General features: G+C 67.6%; 14 protein-coding genes and 1 tRNA gene. 11 read left to right on the top strand and 4 right to left on the bottom strand.

Annotated elements, in window-relative coordinates:
* Positions 1-149: 149 nt before the first annotated feature.
* Positions 150-1,067, bottom strand: coding sequence for a folate-binding protein YgfZ (locus tag ASE28_RS31075; protein WP_057206034.1), 918 nt, complete (start codon positions 1,065-1,067; stop codon positions 150-152).
* Between the two features lie 46 nt (positions 1,068-1,113).
* Between ASE28_RS31075 and mltG the strand changes: the two genes are divergently transcribed.
* From mltG to ASE28_RS31045, 6 genes are all read left to right on the top strand, one after another.
* Positions 1,114-2,103: an endolytic transglycosylase MltG gene (gene mltG / locus ASE28_RS31070; RefSeq protein WP_057206036.1), complete on the top strand. Its 990-nt coding sequence runs from the start codon at positions 1,114-1,116 to the stop codon at positions 2,101-2,103.
* 53 nt (positions 2,104-2,156) lie between these two features.
* Positions 2,157-2,840 carry a dTMP kinase gene (gene tmk, locus ASE28_RS31065; protein WP_057206038.1) on the top strand — a complete coding sequence of 228 codons (684 nt, stop codon included), beginning with the start codon at positions 2,157-2,159 and terminating at the stop codon, positions 2,838-2,840.
* Positions 2,837-3,847 carry a DNA polymerase gene (locus tag ASE28_RS31060; protein WP_057269813.1) on the top strand — a complete coding sequence of 337 codons (1,011 nt, stop codon included), beginning with the start codon at positions 2,837-2,839 and terminating at the stop codon, positions 3,845-3,847. The genes tmk and ASE28_RS31060 overlap by 4 nt, the downstream gene beginning before the upstream one ends.
* A gap of 16 nt (positions 3,848-3,863) precedes the next feature.
* Positions 3,864-4,223 carry a PilZ domain-containing protein gene (locus tag ASE28_RS31055; RefSeq protein WP_057206042.1) on the top strand — a complete coding sequence of 120 codons (360 nt, stop codon included), beginning with the start codon at positions 3,864-3,866 and terminating at the stop codon, positions 4,221-4,223.
* A gap of 62 nt (positions 4,224-4,285) precedes the next feature.
* Positions 4,286-5,092 (top strand): TatD family hydrolase, encoded by an 807-nt coding sequence (locus ASE28_RS31050; RefSeq protein WP_057269812.1) that lies wholly within the window; start codon positions 4,286-4,288, stop codon positions 5,090-5,092.
* The gene (locus ASE28_RS31045) at positions 5,089-5,775 is read left to right on the top strand and encodes an ankyrin repeat domain-containing protein (RefSeq protein WP_057206045.1); all 687 of its coding nucleotides are present in this window, start codon (positions 5,089-5,091) and stop codon (positions 5,773-5,775) included. The genes ASE28_RS31050 and ASE28_RS31045 overlap by 4 nt, the downstream gene beginning before the upstream one ends.
* 48 nt (positions 5,776-5,823) lie before the next feature.
* Here ASE28_RS31045 and msbA read toward each other — a convergent pair whose 3' ends face one another.
* On the bottom strand, positions 5,824-7,650 hold the full coding sequence (gene msbA / locus ASE28_RS31040; protein WP_057206046.1) for a lipid A export permease/ATP-binding protein MsbA: 1,827 nt from the start codon (positions 7,648-7,650) through the stop codon (positions 5,824-5,826).
* Positions 7,651-7,836: 186 nt separating this feature from the next.
* On the opposite strand from msbA, the gene tolB reads away from it, so the two are divergent.
* From tolB to ASE28_RS31015, 5 genes are all read left to right on the top strand, one after another.
* Positions 7,837-9,162: a Tol-Pal system beta propeller repeat protein TolB gene (tolB, locus tag ASE28_RS31035; protein ID WP_057269811.1), complete on the top strand. Its 1,326-nt coding sequence runs from the start codon at positions 7,837-7,839 to the stop codon at positions 9,160-9,162.
* Between the two features lie 44 nt (positions 9,163-9,206).
* The gene (pal, locus tag ASE28_RS31030) at positions 9,207-9,761 is read left to right on the top strand and encodes a peptidoglycan-associated lipoprotein Pal (RefSeq protein WP_057206050.1); all 555 of its coding nucleotides are present in this window, start codon (positions 9,207-9,209) and stop codon (positions 9,759-9,761) included.
* Positions 9,761-10,555 carry a tol-pal system protein YbgF gene (gene ybgF / locus ASE28_RS31025; protein WP_082604401.1) on the top strand — a complete coding sequence of 265 codons (795 nt, stop codon included), beginning with the start codon at positions 9,761-9,763 and terminating at the stop codon, positions 10,553-10,555. Before pal ends, ybgF begins: the two co-directional genes overlap by 1 nt.
* A 65-nt stretch (positions 10,556-10,620) precedes the next feature.
* Positions 10,621-11,430 (top strand): ThiF family adenylyltransferase, encoded by an 810-nt coding sequence (locus ASE28_RS31020; RefSeq protein WP_057269823.1) that lies wholly within the window; start codon positions 10,621-10,623, stop codon positions 11,428-11,430.
* A gap of 56 nt (positions 11,431-11,486) precedes the next feature.
* Positions 11,487-11,562: transfer RNA gene (locus ASE28_RS31015), tRNA-Lys, on the top strand.
* A gap of 79 nt (positions 11,563-11,641) precedes the next feature.
* Here ASE28_RS31015 and ASE28_RS31010 read toward each other — a convergent pair.
* Together ASE28_RS31010 and ASE28_RS31005 are read right to left on the bottom strand one after the other, a co-directional pair.
* Entirely contained in the window at positions 11,642-12,793 is a 1,152-nt protein-coding gene (locus ASE28_RS31010; protein WP_082608328.1) for a helix-turn-helix transcriptional regulator, read from the bottom strand.
* Between the two features lie 291 nt (positions 12,794-13,084).
* Complete coding sequence (locus ASE28_RS31005) at positions 13,085-14,179, bottom strand: helix-turn-helix transcriptional regulator (RefSeq protein WP_057269810.1); 1,095 nt, start codon at positions 14,177-14,179, stop codon at positions 13,085-13,087.
* Positions 14,180-14,456: the final 277 nt, after the last annotated feature.

The following is a 14,456-nucleotide window of genomic DNA, read 5'->3' as shown; positions in this document are numbered from 1 at the left end:
TTGCGCAGGCTCGGATGTTGTTGGGGCGGTTGAAATAGATTTCTTCTACACCCTCTTTGGCGAAGCAAAGAACAAGTGCCTCGGCCGCCGGGCCGAGACCCGGCCTCCGCACTCAAGCAAGGCATGCGGCATGCCTCCCTACAAACTGATCAGATATCGTCAAGCAAAGCGTAAGGCAACGGCTGCAGTGTGAGCGCCACCCCTTCCGGAGCACCCACCTGCAGTGGACTGTCAGCCGCAGAAATCTGCATCGAGAGAATCAGGTCAAAACCCCCACCAGGTGCAGCAGCCACCTGCACCACCGTCCCGCAAGGTTGCTCCAGATCACTAGCCGCAAACACCTCCGCCCCCACCGCCACCGCACTGCCGGCATGCGCGATGTACCCCCGCCGCTTGAGCGTGCCGCGGAACTGGCTGCGCGCCACCACCTCCTGGCCGGGGTAGCAGCCCTTCTTGAAGTTCACGCCTCCGACCGACTCGTAATTGAGCATCTGCGGCACGAACGCCTCGAACAACGGCTGGGTCAAGGTAGGTACGCCGCTTTGCACCTCGCTCCACTGCCACAGGGCAGGGTCGAGCGCAGGACCTGCCGGAGCGGGTTCGGAGGAGGGCGCCACCCACAGGGCGCGCGGCTGACCGGCAGCAGGGTAGAGGTGGATCACGCTGGCGGAGCCAAAGTCTGCCTTGGTCCAGGCCGGGGCCGTGCTGCCGGCCACGGCGACGACGGTGTCGCCCGCCAGGCCATACAGGGCGAAGTCCGCGGACGCATCGGTCAGTTTGGCCTTGGCGCGCATCACGAACATCGACAGGCGCTTGAGCGTGGTGGCCAGCAGGTCCTGGCTGATCAGTAGCAGCACCTCGGTCGGGCTGCGCTTGAAGCCGATCATGCTGGCCTGCATGCGGCCCTTGGCCGAGAGAAAAGCCGACAGCCGCGCCTCGCCCAAGCCCAGCAGGGCATAGTCCTGCGTGAGCTGGCCGTGGAGGAACTTGGCGGCGTCTTCGCCTTCCACGCGGATCACGCCAAGGTGCGACAGAGGGGCAATGCCATTCAGGGGAAGCTGGGTCATGGCTGAATTATGATGCCCGCTCCCTTTATCTACAGGCAGCAGGGTTGTGCGACGCTTACTGGTTTTTCTCTTGGTGATCGTGATCGCCGCAGGTGGAGCCGCCTTCTGGTGGCTGCACCAGCCCCTGCCCATGGTTGGCAACGAGCCGCTGGAGCTGGCCATCGAGCCCGGCACCACGCCTCGCGGCGTGGCCCGCGACGTGGTGGCCGCCGGTGTGCGCACCGATGCGCAACTGCTCTATGCCTGGTTCCGATTTTCGGGGCAGGACCGCATGATCAAGGCCGGCAACTACGAGATCCCGCTCGGTACCACGCCGCGCAGCCTGCTGGCCAAGCTGGTGCGTGGCGAGGAGGCGCTGCGCGCGCTGACGCTGGTGGAGGGCTGGAACTTCCGCCAGGTGCGCCAGGCCCTGGCCAATGACGACCAGATCAAGCCCGACTCCAAGGGCCTGACCGACGAGGCGCTGATGGCGCAGCTGGGCCGCCCCGGCGTGGCGCCCGAGGGCCGCTTCTTCCCCGACACCTACACCTACGCCAAGGGATCGAGCGACCTGGCGGTGCTGCGCCGCGCCCTGCACGCCATGGACCGCAAGCTCGAAGCGGCCTGGAGCCAGCGCTCGGCCGACACCCCGCTCAAGTCGGCCGACGAAGCGCTGGTCCTGGCCAGCATCGTCGAGAAGGAAACCGGCCGCGCCAGCGACCGCGCACAGATCGCCGGCGTGTTCGTGAATCGCCTGCGCACCGGCATGCTGCTGCAGACCGACCCCACGGTGATCTACGGCCTGGGCGAGAAGTTCGATGGCAACCTGCGCCGGCGCGACCTGCTGGCCGATACGCCCTGGAACACCTACACCCGAGGCGGCCTGCCCCCGACCCCGATTGCCATGCCCGGCAAGGCCTCGCTGCTGGCCGCCGTGCAGCCCGAGCGCACCAAGGCGCTGTACTTCGTGGCCAAGGGCGACGGCACCAGCCACTTCAGCGCCTCGCTGGACGAGCACAACCGTGCCGTCAACCGCTACCAGCGCGGGCAGCAGTAGGCTGCCTCAGCGCGCCATGCTCTCCCGCCTGCATACTCTGGACAAAGGTTTTCATGTCACGACCCGGCCTCTTCATCACCTTTGAAGGCATCGACGGTGCCGGCAAGTCCTCGCACATCGAAGGGCTGGCCTCGGCATTCCGCTCGCAAGGCCGCACGGTGACGGTGAGCCGCGAGCCCGGCGGCACGCCGCTGGCCGAAAAGCTGCGCGAGATGGTGCTGAACGACGCCATGGACCCGCTGACCGAGTCGCTGCTGATCTTTGCCGCCCGCCGCGACCACCTGTGCAATGTGATCGAACCGGCCCTTGCCCGGGGCGATGTGGTGCTGTGCGACCGCTTCACCGATGCCACCTTTGCCTACCAGGGGGCGGGGCGGGGCTTCGACCTCATGACCCTGTCCACGCTGGAGCGCATGGCCCAGGGCGGTCTCGTGCCAGGGGCCGGCGCTGGCACCTTGCGCAACCCGGACCTGACCGTCTGGTTTGATCTGGCGCCCGAGGTGGCGGCCGAGCGCCTGGCCGGCGCCCGCGTGCCCGACCGCTTCGAGGCGCAGCCCGTGGAGTTCTTTCGCCGCGTGGCACAGGGCTATGCCGACCGGGCCGTCGTGGAGCCCGCGCGCTTTGCCCGGCTTGATGCCGCGCTGGACCGCCACCGTGTCTGGCAGCAGCTGACCAGCGTGTTCGTGCGCAAGGGCTGGCTGTCCATCATGGTGCCCACGCCGAAGGACCTGGCATGAGCGACGCCACCACCACCCCGCTGGCACCCTGGATCGCCGCGCAGCGCAGCACCTTGCTCGGCCAGCGCGGCCATGCCTGGCTGCTGCAGGGCCCCTCGGGCCTGGGCCAGTACGCCCTGGGCCTGGAGATGGTGCGTGCCTGGCTGTGCGACCGGCCCACGGCCGATGGCGCCTGCGGCCAGTGCGGCAGCTGCCATGCCATCGAGGTGCGCACGCATGCCGACCTGTGCGTGCTGATGCCCGAGGTGCAGATGATGGCCCTGGGCTGGCCGCTGTCGGAGAAGGCGCAGGCCGACATCGACGACAAGAAGCGCAAGGCCAGCCGCGAGATCCGCGTGGAGGCCATGCGCGATGCGGTGGAGTTCTCGCAGCGCACCTCGGCGCGCGGGCGTGGCAAGGCGGTGCTGGTGTACCCCGCCGAGCAGATGAACCACATCACGGCCAACGCCCTGCTCAAGACGCTGGAGGAGCCGCCGGGCGACGTGCGTTTCGTGCTGGCCAGCGAGGCCGCGCACCAGTTGCTGCCCACCATCCGCAGCCGCTGCCTCGGCCACACCATGGTCTGGCCGGCCGAGGCCGAGATGCTGGCCTGGCTCAAGGGGCAGGGCATTGCCGCCGATGCGGCGCCGGCCTTTCTGCGTGCCGCAGGCGGGCGGCCCGACGATGCGCTGGCCCTGGCCCGCTCGGGCCGCAGCCCGCAGGCCTGGGCCCTGCTGCCGCAGGCCGTGGCACGCGGTGATGCCACGGCGCTGGGTGACTGGTCGCCCGCACAGGTGATCGACGCGCTGCAAAAGCTCTGCCATGACCTGCTGGCCGCCAGCGTGGGTGCCGCGCCGCGCTACTTTGCCCCGGCCGACCTGCCCAAGCCACCGCCGCCGGGCCCGTTGACGCGCTGGTCCAAGGCGCTGGCCAAGGCGGCGCGCACGGCCGACCACCCCTTCAATGCCGGCCTCATGCTGGAGGCGCTTGTCGCCCAGGCGCGAAACACCCTACACTCCAGGCACTGAAGCCGTCCAACCCACCATGAGCAGTCCATCCACCGCCCCCCGCCCCAGCGTCATGCAGCTGGCCATCAAGGAAAAGGCGGCTCTGTATGCGGCCTACATTCCCTTTTTCGTCGAAGGGGGCATTTTTGTGCCCACCCAGCGTGACTACAAGCTCGGCGACGATGTGTATGTGCTGCTGACCTTGCCCGACGACACCCAGCGCTACCCCGTGGCCGGCCGCGTGGCCTGGGTGACCCCCGCCCGTGCTGCCGGCAACCGCACGCAGGGCGTGGGCATCCAGTTCCCCAAGGACGAGAAGTCGCGCCAGCTCAAGCTCAAGATCGAGGAGCTGCTGGGAACTTCGCTGGGTTCGGACCGTCCCACCCAGACGATCTGAGAGCTTGTCGCACCCTATGCCGACCCGCGCAGGCTGGTCGGCTTTTTCCATTTTGAAACCACATGTTCGTTGATTCGCATTGCCACCTCACCTATCCCGGCCTGGTTGACCAGCTCCCGGCCATCCGCCAGGCCATGGCCGAGGCCTCGGTGGACCGGGCCCTGTGCATCTGCACCACCATGGAGGAGTTCGGCGATGTGCATGCCTTGGCGCTGGTGCACAGCAACTTCTGGAGCACGGTGGGCGTGCATCCCGACAATGAGGGCGTGACCGAGCCCTCGGTGCAGGACCTGCTCGACCGCGCCGCCCTGCCGCGCGTGGTGGCCATCGGCGAGACGGGCCTCGACTACTACGGCATGGAAGACCGCAAGGGCGGGCGCAGCATTGCCGACCTGGAGTGGCAGCGCGAGCGCTTTCGCACCCACATCCGCGCCGCGCGCGGCTGCGCCAAGCCGCTGGTGATCCACACCCGCAGCGCGTCGGACGACACGCTGGCCATCCTCAAGGAAGAGGGCGAGGACGGCGCGGGCAACCTGGCGGGCGGCGTGTTCCACTGCTTCACCGAGTCCATGCAGGTGGCGCGGGCGGCGCTGGACCTCGGGTACTACATTTCCTTCTCGGGCATCATCACCTTCAAGACGGCGCAGGAGCTGCGCGACGTGGTGGCCTTCGTGCCACTGGACCGCATGCTGATCGAGACCGACAGCCCCTACCTGGCCCCCGTGCCCTACCGGGGCAAGACCAATAGCCCTGCCTATGTGCCCCATGTGGCCAGGCAGGTGGCGCAAACCCGCGGCATTGCCGTGGAGGAAGTGGCCGAGGCCACCAGCCGCAATTTCGAGACCTTGTTCAAGGGAGTGAACGCATGACGAGCCACACGCTGCGCCGCCGCACGGCGCTGTTGGGCGCCCTGGCACTGGCCACCGGTGCCGCTACCGCCTGGGCGGGTGCCTACGAGGACTTCTTTTCTGCCGTGGAGCGCGACGACGCCGACACCGTCAACAACCTGCTGCGCCGCGGGTTCGACCCCAACATCCGCGACCCGAAGGGGCAGGTGGGGCTGACACTGGCGATCCAGGCCGAGTCGCTCAAGGTGTTTGCCGCCCTCATCGCCAACCGGCGCCTGAAGGTGGAGACCCGCAACCAGCAGGACGAAAGCCCGTTGATGATGGCCGCGCTCAAGGGCAACGTCGACGCCGTCAAGGCCCTCATGGCGCGCGATGCCGATGTGAACAAGGAAGGCTGGGCGCCGCTGCACTATGCCGCCTCGGGCATCAAGCAGGAGCACGTGCGCATCATCGGCATGCTGCTGGAGAATCATGCCTACATCGACGCGACGTCGCCCAACGGCACCACGCCGCTGATGATGGCCGCGCAGTACGGCTCCAACGATGCCGTGCAACTGCTGCTCAACGAGGGGGCCGACCCCACGCTCAAGAACCAGCTGGGCCTGACGGCCGTGGACTTCGCGATGCGCGTGAGCCGCACCGAAGCGGCCGAGAAGATCGCCACGGCCATCCGCCGCCGCCAGCCCAACGCGGGCAAGTGGTGATGCGCAGGACACGGCCTCTGGCCTGAAGCCAGGGCCGGCCGTCGGTCGTCAGTCCGCCGCTGGCGCTTCGGCTAAGGTGGGCCTTGCGGCCGTGGCAGGCCGGCTCTGCAAGCGCGCATACAGGCCGCCTGCGGCCACGAGTTGGGCGTGCGTGCCTTGCTCGGCGATGCGGCCCTGCTCCATCACCACCACGCGGTCCGCATGCTCGATGGTGGACAGGCGGTGGGCGATCACCAGCGTGGTGCGCCCCTGCATCAGCCGGTTCAGCGCGTCCTGAACCAGGCGTTCGGATTCCGTGTCCAGCGCCGAGGTGGCCTCGTCCAGGATGAGGATGGGCGCGTCCTTGTAGAGCGCGCGTGCAATCGCCAGGCGCTGGCGTTGCCCGCCCGAGAGCTGGGTGGCGTTGTGCCCCACCACGGTGTGGATGCCCTGCGCGAGCGATGCCACGTGGTCCGCCAGGTTGGCGGCGGCCAGGCAGGCCAGCACCTTGCCATCGTCCACCGCATGGCCCAGCGCCACGTTGGCGGCAATGGTGTCGTTGAACATCACCACGTCTTGGCTGACCATGGCGATCTGGGTGCGAAGCGCGGCGAGGTCCCATTCCTGCACGGGGTGGCCATCGAGCAGCACGGCGCCCGACGAGGTGGCGATAAAGCGCGGCAGCAGGTTCACCAGCGTGGTCTTGCCCGCACCCGAGGGGCCGACCAGCGCCACGATCTCGCCGGGTGCCACGCTGAGGCTTACGCCGTCCAGGGCCGGCGCGTTGTCGGGGCCGAACGATACGGACACATCGCGCAGCTCCAGCGCGCCCTGGGCCCGCTCCGTGCGGTAGCTGCCCCCTTGCTCTGCCCCTGTGTCGCCCAGCAGGGCCAGGCCGCGCTCCAGCGCCGCCACGCCGCGCGTAATGGGGTTGGCCACGTCCGCCAGGCGGCGGATGGGGGCGATCAGCATCAGCATGGCGGTGATGAACGAGACGAAGCCGCCCACGGTCACGTCCTTGGCGTTCAGCGTGCCGCGGCTTTGCCACAGCGCAATGCAGATCACCACCGACAGCGCGGCGGCGGCCAGCAGCTGCGTGAGTGGCGTCATCGCGGCCGAGGCGATGGTGGACTTGATGGCCAGGCCGCGCAGGCTCTGGCTCAGGCCTGCGAAGCGCTTCGATTGGCCCTCTTGCGCGCCGTGCAGGCGCACCATGCGGTGGGCCAGCACGTTCTCTTCGACCACATAGGCCAGCTCATCGGTGGCCTGCTGGCTGCTCTTGGTCAGGGTGTACAGGCGCTTGGACAGGGTCTTCATGATCCACGCGACGCCGGGCACCACCACGGCCACGATCAGCGTGAGCTGCCAGTTCAGGTACAGCAGGTAGCCCAGCAGCGCCAGCAGCGTGAAGCCGTCGCGCGATAGGCCCAGCAGGGCCTGCACCAGCAGCGTGGCCCCTGTCTGCACCTCGTAGACCACGGTGTTGGACAGCGCGCTGGCGGACTGGCGCGAGAACAGCCCCATCTCGGCCGCCAGCACGCGGTCGAACAGCGCACGGCGCAGCAGCAGCATGCCTTCGTTGGCGATGCGCGCCAGCGCGTACTGGCCCACGAATTGCGCCAGGCCGCGCACCAGGAACACCCCCATGATGGCCAGGGGCACTGCCCACAGCGGCAGGTTGCCCTGGGTGAAGCCGCGGTCCAGCAGGGGCTGCAGCAGCGCGGGGATCAGCGGCTCCGTGGCGGCACCCACCAGGGTCGCCGCGATGGCCAGGCCCCAGGCCAGCCGCTGGTTGCCGAAATACACGGAAAGCCGCGCCAGGCGGGCGGTGAGGGTGGGGGCAGGGGGGGCGGGCGGCGCAGCGGGGCCCGTGGCGCTCGGATCAGTGGCTTGCATGTGCAGCGGATTCTAAGGCGCCCCTGCGTGATGTCCCCTGGCACGCGAGAGGGCATCTCTCGCGCATGTTCGTGCTGCAGTGCGGCGATTGACCATGAGCCCCTGCACAGTTTGTCACAGCGCATCTTCTCCAGTGTGTAACATTGGCGCTGCCAACCGGCATTTGTTCGGCTACTGCGGCTGCCAATGACCACAGATCACAACACCAACTCCAACACCTCCCTCCAAGCGGCCCTGCCGCGTCCCATGCGCCGCCAGGTTCTGGCCGCGCTTGCCTCCACTGCCTCCTTGCCCGCCCTCGCGCAGTTCCGCGTGGAAGTCACGGGCGTGGGCCTGACCCAACTGCCGATTGCCATCGCCCCCTTCCGTGGCGAAGCGCAGGCCCCGCAGAAGATCGGCGCCATCGTGCAGGCCGATCTGGAGCGCAGCGGCCAGTTCCGCGCGGTGGACACTGCGGGCGTGGTGCTCGACGAGACCTCGCGCCCCGATGTGGCCCTGTGGCGTCAGAAGACGGCCGATTCGCTGGTGACCGGCAGCGTGACGCGCACACCTGACGGCCGCTACGATGTGCGCTTTCGGCTGTGGGACGTGGTCAAGGGCCAGGACCTGGGCGGCCAGAGCTTCGCCGTGTCACAGGCCGACCTGCGGCTGGTGGCGCACCGCATTGCCGACTTCGTCTACGAAAAGCTCACGGGCGAGCGGGGGGTCTTCTCCACCCGCATCGTCTACGTCACCAAGACCGGTAGCCGCTACAGCCTGTGGGTGGCCGATGCCGATGGCGAAAATGCGCAATCGGCCCTGTCGAGCCCTGAGCCCATCATCTCGCCGGCCTGGTCGCCCTCGGGCGGGCAGATCGCTTACGTGTCGTTCGAGTCGCGCAAGCCCGTGGTGTATGTCCACCAGGTCGCCTCGGCCCAGCGCCGGCTGGTGGCCAACTTTCGCGGCTCCAACAGCGCGCCGGCCTGGTCACCCGACGGCCGCAATCTGGCCGTGACGCTGAGCCGCGATGGCGGCTCGCAGCTGTACCTGATCGACGCCAATGGCGGCGAGCCCAAGCGCCTGATGCAAAGCCCCGGCATCGACACTGAACCCATGTTCTCTGCCGACGGCCGCAGCATCTACTTCGTGAGCGACCGGGGCGGTGCGCCCCAGGTCTACCGCGTGCCCTCGGGCGGCGGCAGTGCCGAACGCGTGACCTTCACGGGGTCCTACAACATCTCGCCCAGCATCAGCCCCGATGGCAAGTGGTTGGCCTACATTTCCCGCGTGGGCGGGGCCTTCAAACTGCACGTGATGGACTTGGCCTCAGGCACCGTCACCGCCATCACCGATACCTCGGCCGACGAGAACCCCAGCTTTGCGCCCAACAGCCGCCTCATCGTGTATGCCACGCAGCAGCAGGGCCGCGAGGCGCTCATGACCACCACGTTGGACGGAAAAATCAAGGCACGCCTGGCTGGCCAGCCTGGAGACATCCGCGAGCCCGATTGGGGCCCGTTCCAGAAGCAATGAACTTTTCAGCACTTTTCACAATCTAGTTTCCAGGAGAATTTTGGATGATCAGCAGCAAACTCAAGCGTTTTACCCTTGCCCTTACTGTCACCGCCCTCGTGGCCGGCTGCAGCTCTGGCGTGAAGCTCGACGATGTGCCGGTGGAAGACAAGGGCGCCAGCTCGACCATGGGTACCAACCCAGGCGGTGCCAACACGGGCAACACCGGCCAGAGCACCGTCGCCCCCCTGGACCTGACCGGCTCTGGCGCCAATGCGCAAGGCCCTGTGGGCGTGGCACGCATCGTCTACTTCGACTACGACAGCTACGTCATCAAGTCCGAGTTCCAGTCGCTGCTCGAAGCCCATTCGCGCTTCATCAAGGCCAACTCCGGCCGCAAGGTCATGATTGAAGGCCACACCGATGACCGCGGTGGCCGCGAGTACAACCTGGCCCTGGGCCAGAAGCGCGCCGAAGCCGTGCGCCGTTCGCTGGGCCTTCTGGGCGTGCCGGATTCCCAGGTCGAAGCCGTGAGCTTCGGCAAGGAAAAGCCTGCCGCCCCTGGCAACAGTGAAGACGCGCACGCGCAGAACCGCCGCGCCGAGCTGTCGTACCGTTGATGCCCGGATTCAGCCTTTCCCAACCCCTGCGGTCCGTGGCCGCAGGCTTTGCGCTGGCCTGTGTGGCGCTGCCAGGTGCGCACGCAGCCATCTTCGAGGACGGGGAGGCGCGCCGCGCCATCCTCGAAGTGCGCCAGCGCGTGGACGCCATGCAGCAAGCCCAGCAGCGCACAGCCGACGAACTGCGCCGTGCCAATGAGGACACCGCCCAGTTGCGCCGCGGCCTGCTGGAGCTGCAGACCCAGATCGAGACTCTGCGCAGCGAGAACGCCCGCCTGCAGGGCCAGAACGAGCAGTTGACACGCGAAGTGTCCGAGCTGCAGCGCCGCCAGAAGGACATCGCCCAAGGGGTGGACGAGCGCCTGCGCCAGTTCGAGCCCATCAAGGTCACGGTGGATGGCCTGGAGTTCCAGGCCGACGCCGCCGAGAAGAAGGACTTCGAAGCCGCGCTGGCCATCTTCCGCGCCGGCAAGTTTCCCGAGTCCAACCAGGCCTTCGGCAACCTGATCCGCCAGTACCCGCGCAGCGGCTATGTGCCGTCGGCCCGCTTCTGGCTGGGCAATGGCCAGTACGCCGCGCGCGACTACAAGGAAGCCATCAACAACTTCAAGGCCCTGCTGGCCGAGGCGCCCACGCATGCGCGTGCGCCGGAGGCGGCCCTGTCGATTGCCAACTGCCAGGTGGAATTGAAGGATGCCAAGGCCGCGCGCAAGACGCTGGAAGATCTGGCCCGGGCCTATCCCCAGTCCGAAGCAGCCATGGCCGCCAAGGAACGCCTGGCGCGGATGAAGTGAGCACTGCGGTCCCAACGCCCGAGGTCAAGGAACTGCTGGTCGGGAGCGAAACCGCTCCCGTGCCCATGGTTCCTTTTGCCGATGATGCGACCGACGAGGTTACGCAGCGGCGCTTTGGCGGCCTTGAGCGCCTGTATGGGGTGGAGGGTGCCAGGCGCATTCGCGCCTCGCATGTGGTGGTGGTGGGCATCGGCGGCGTGGGCTCCTGGTCTGCTGAAGCGCTGGCCCGCAGCGGGGTCTCGCGCCTCACGCTGGTGGACCTGGACCATGTCTCCGAGTCCAACATCAACCGCCAGATCCACGCCCTGTCCACCACGGTGGGGCAGGCCAAGATCGAAGCCATGCGCGATCGCATCGCGCTGATCAACCCCGAATGCGACGTGCGCTGCATTGACGAGTTCGTGGAGCCTGGCAACTGGCCCCAGTTGCTGGGCAGCGACCCGGTGGATGCGGTGATCGATGCCTGCGACCAGATCAAGGCCAAGACCGCCATGGCCGTGTGGGCCCGCGCCACGGGCCAGGCGTTCATCAGTGTGGGCGCGGCCGGCGGCAAGCGCCAGGCGCACAAGGTGGACATCGACGACCTGTCGGCCACCACGCACGACCCGCTGCTTGCCCAGTTGCGCTACCAGTTGCGCAAGCACCATGGCGCCCCGCGCGAGGGCCGCAAGATCGGCATTACCTGCGTCTTCAGCCGCGAAGCCGTGGCGCAGCCCGACGCCTCGTGCGCCATCGAGGGCGGCGACGGCTCGCTCAACTGCCACGGCTACGGCTCGGTGGTGGCTGTGACGGCGACCTTCGGCCAGTGCGCGGCGGGCTGGGTGATCGACCGTCTGGCCCAAGGTCCGCTGAAACCCCTAAAAATCAAGCTATAATCTTAGGCTTTGCAGCAGCCAAGGTTCAGCGATGGGCATGCGGCAGTTGCAATGATGGGACGTTAGCTCAGTTGGTAGAGCAGCGGACTTTTAATCCGTTTGTCGTGGGTTCGACCCCCGCACGTCCCACCAGGATACGCAAGGCGCTACAGCTCTCAAGGCTGTAGCGCTTTTTGCTTTTTGTTCCCACATTGGGAATTCAGCCCAGCCCCTACCCACAGGCTTGCTGGCCTGCGTTGCCCTGCTGCAGCGCTGCCGGGGCTGACTCCGTGGGCCAGCCACTGCCTTGCGCTGACAGCCATCTCATCAATTCTCCCCGGTCCTGCAGGCCCAGGCTGTTGTAGAGCTGGCGGCGGTGGTAGACCACGGTGTTGGCGCTGATGTGCATGCGCACGGCGATCTGCGACTCCGGCAGGTCGAGCGCGAGCCAGTACGCGAGTTCCTGCTGGCGCTGCGAAAGACTCTGGGTCTGCAGAAACGCTTGCAGGCGCGCCTCGCGCGGGACGCGCTGCATGATGTGAATCCCGACGGCCTGGCCCATGCCGGTGGCCGCCTTCATGGGAGTGGCGCGCACCGAAAAATCGCCATGCACGGTGCGCACCTCCCTGGTGGGCAGCCCTATGGGTTGCTGTGCGCGCATGTGTTGCAGCAGTTCCTGCAATTCCTGGGGCAGCCCCGCACCACGCCGCCAGCGCCAGCCGAAGGCCAGGGGCAGCAGGGCCTCGGCCTCGGGCGACAGCCACAGCAGCCGCCCCTGGGGTGTGGTGATGAGCATGCCCTGGCTGTGCGCCTCGCTGTCGTTGGCGCTGGCTTGGGCATCATCCTGCAGGATGTGCGCCAGGCAGGGCTCCAGCCGCGAGAGCGCCGCAACCTCATCGGGCCCGAAAGCTGGCGACCCCGCTTCGCGGTAGAACTTGAGCGCACCTATTCCTTGCCCTCGCGGCGTGCGCAGCACCAGGCTCATACAGTCTGTGGCCCCCATGGGCCGCATCACCACGTTGTAGAAATCGCTGCGCTCCAACTCGGGCATGGGCACCCGCACCAATTGCCCGAGCAACTGGGGCCCTTGCTCGTACCGCACTGCCTCGTCAAAGTCGCGCGAACTGCGCACCAGTACCTGGCGCTCGCTGCGCAGGATGCGCGGATCAAAGTAGTCGGCCACCACTGCCTGGACGGTCGGCACTTCCATGTGCACCGCCAGGTCGCCCGTGTCTGCGGGGTGCATGTACGCGCTGGAGTCAAAGCCGATCACCCCGTGCAGCGCCTGCAGCAGCGGCCCGATCATGGATGGCCCGCTCACCTCCATGCGGGTCATGTGGTGCAAGCGTGCAATGGCTTGCCCGGTGGAGCTGGGCGAGGGCATGTTGTGCGATCCGGTGGAGCGGTGGTGGGGATGAGAACCCGAATCTAGGAGCCGTGCCGCGTTGGGTCAATACCCCGGTGCACCGCCCTGCAACACCCTATCTGCCGGGGGTGGGGTGCGCAGGGCCACAGGCCGCTAGCCTGCGCAACTCACGAGGAATGACCCGGCCATCAAGCGGATGCCGGCCCAGGAGGGGCTGCGCACTGCCTGCAATACAAAAGCCCCCGTTGCTGTCTGGCACCGGGGGCTTTTTTGTGGGCGGAGTTATTTGGCACGCATTCGTGAATGAATTCACGTTTTCCTGCCAATCTGCGCCAGCAACTCGTCGCGCCCCATCACACCCAGCCGGTTGTAGAGCTGGCGGCGGTGGTACACGGCCGTGTTGAGGCTGATGCCCATGCGCTGGGCGATCTGTGATTCGGGCAGGCCCCGCGCCAGCCACCAGGCCAGCTCGTGCTGGCGCTGCGGCAGGCCCAGCGTCTGCAGTGCCGACAGCAGCCGCACCCCGCGCGCCACGCGCCGCGTGATGTGCAGGGCCACCGCGTGGCGGTCTTGCCGCTCCTGGGGTGCTGGGGTCAGGTGTGTGGCGCGCAGCGAGAACCAGCCCTGCGCCGTGAACAGCTCCATCGCGGGCAGGGCCATCTCGCCGGGCTGCTGTGCGGTGAGCCGCCGCAGCAGTTCCTGCAGCGCGGGGGGCAGTTGGGCGCCTCGGCGCCAGTGCCAGCCAAAAGCCAGGGGCATCAGCGCCTCGGCCTCGGGCGAGATCCACATCAGCCGCCCCTGCGGCGTGGCGACCAGCACCCCCTGGCTGTGCACCTCGCTGCCCTGTGCATCGCGTTCGCCCTGCTGCAGCGCACGCGCCAGATGGGCCTCCAGTCGGGCCAGCAGGGCCGCGTCCTGCGGCGTAAAGTCCGGGGCCGAGGCATCGCGGAAAAGGTGGATCACAGCCAGGCCCACACCCTGCGCGGTGCGCAGCACCAGGCTCATGTAGTCCTTGGCGCCGGTGGGCCGCATCACCGCGTCGTAATAGTCACTGCGCAGCAGCTCTGTGAGAGGCACCGCCATCTGCTCGCGCATCAGCCTGGGGCCATGCTCGTGGCGCACCACCTCGCCGAAATCGCGTGGGCTGCGCACCAGCACCTGGCGCTCGCTGCGCAGGATGCGTGCATCGAAGTAATCCCGCGCCACCGACTGCATGGGCTCCTGCGCATAGTTCATCAGCTCGCCATCGCTGCCGGGGTACAGCATGCAGCCGAAGTCAAAGCCCACCACCCGGCGCAGCTCCTGCAGCAATGGCTCGATGAGCTGCATGCCACCCGCCTCCAGGCTGGCCATGCGGTGCAGGCGCGCAAGGGCGTGGCGGTCGGGTCGGAAGGGGGTGGGCATGGCGATGAAAACAAAAACGGAAGGCCGCCAATCTAGAACCCGCCCGGCACCCGGTCAACGCAGCCTGCGGGCTGCCTGCAACACCCCATCCCATCGGGGTGGGGTGCGTCGAAAGGTTCGCGGGTAATTTGCATGGCCATGAATACTTGTGCCCACGCTTCGAGCGTCAACACGTTCTCATACCGGGCGCTTCCATCGATTCCCACTCACAAGGAACCAACGTGACACGGACCCTGTTTTCCCGCAATTCTCTGGCTGCTCTGGGCGCGATCTGCCT

It is taken from the genome of Acidovorax sp. Root219, from assembly GCF_001428665.1.
Classification (GTDB): Bacteria; Pseudomonadota; Gammaproteobacteria; order Burkholderiales; family Burkholderiaceae_C; genus Acidovorax.
This window is presented reverse-complemented; position numbering and strand designations above follow the sequence as displayed.

Excerpts from the sequence above, each read along its gene's own strand:
- ASE28_RS31075 (WP_057206034.1), bottom strand. The coding sequence starts at position 1,067 with ATGACCCAGCTTCCCCTGAATGGCATTGCCCCTCTGTCGCACCTTGGC.
- tmk (WP_057206038.1), top strand. The coding sequence starts at position 2,157 with ATGTCACGACCCGGCCTCTTCATCACCTTTGAAGGCATCGACGGTGCC.
- ASE28_RS31060 (WP_057269813.1), top strand. The coding sequence starts at position 2,837 with ATGAGCGACGCCACCACCACCCCGCTGGCACCCTGGATCGCCGCGCAG.
- ASE28_RS31055 (WP_057206042.1), top strand. The coding sequence starts at position 3,864 with ATGAGCAGTCCATCCACCGCCCCCCGCCCCAGCGTCATGCAGCTGGCC.
- ASE28_RS31050 (WP_057269812.1), top strand. The coding sequence starts at position 4,286 with ATGTTCGTTGATTCGCATTGCCACCTCACCTATCCCGGCCTGGTTGAC.
- ASE28_RS31045 (WP_057206045.1), top strand. The coding sequence starts at position 5,089 with ATGACGAGCCACACGCTGCGCCGCCGCACGGCGCTGTTGGGCGCCCTG.
- msbA (WP_057206046.1), bottom strand. The coding sequence starts at position 7,650 with ATGCAAGCCACTGATCCGAGCGCCACGGGCCCCGCTGCGCCGCCCGCC.
- tolB (WP_057269811.1), top strand. The coding sequence starts at position 7,837 with ATGACCACAGATCACAACACCAACTCCAACACCTCCCTCCAAGCGGCC.
- pal (WP_057206050.1), top strand. The coding sequence starts at position 9,207 with ATGATCAGCAGCAAACTCAAGCGTTTTACCCTTGCCCTTACTGTCACC.
- ybgF (WP_082604401.1), top strand. The coding sequence starts at position 9,761 with ATGCCCGGATTCAGCCTTTCCCAACCCCTGCGGTCCGTGGCCGCAGGC.
- ASE28_RS31020 (WP_057269823.1), top strand. The coding sequence starts at position 10,621 with ATGGTTCCTTTTGCCGATGATGCGACCGACGAGGTTACGCAGCGGCGC.
- ASE28_RS31010 (WP_082608328.1), bottom strand. The coding sequence starts at position 12,793 with ATGCCCTCGCCCAGCTCCACCGGGCAAGCCATTGCACGCTTGCACCAC.
- ASE28_RS31005 (WP_057269810.1), bottom strand. The coding sequence starts at position 14,179 with ATGCCCACCCCCTTCCGACCCGACCGCCACGCCCTTGCGCGCCTGCAC.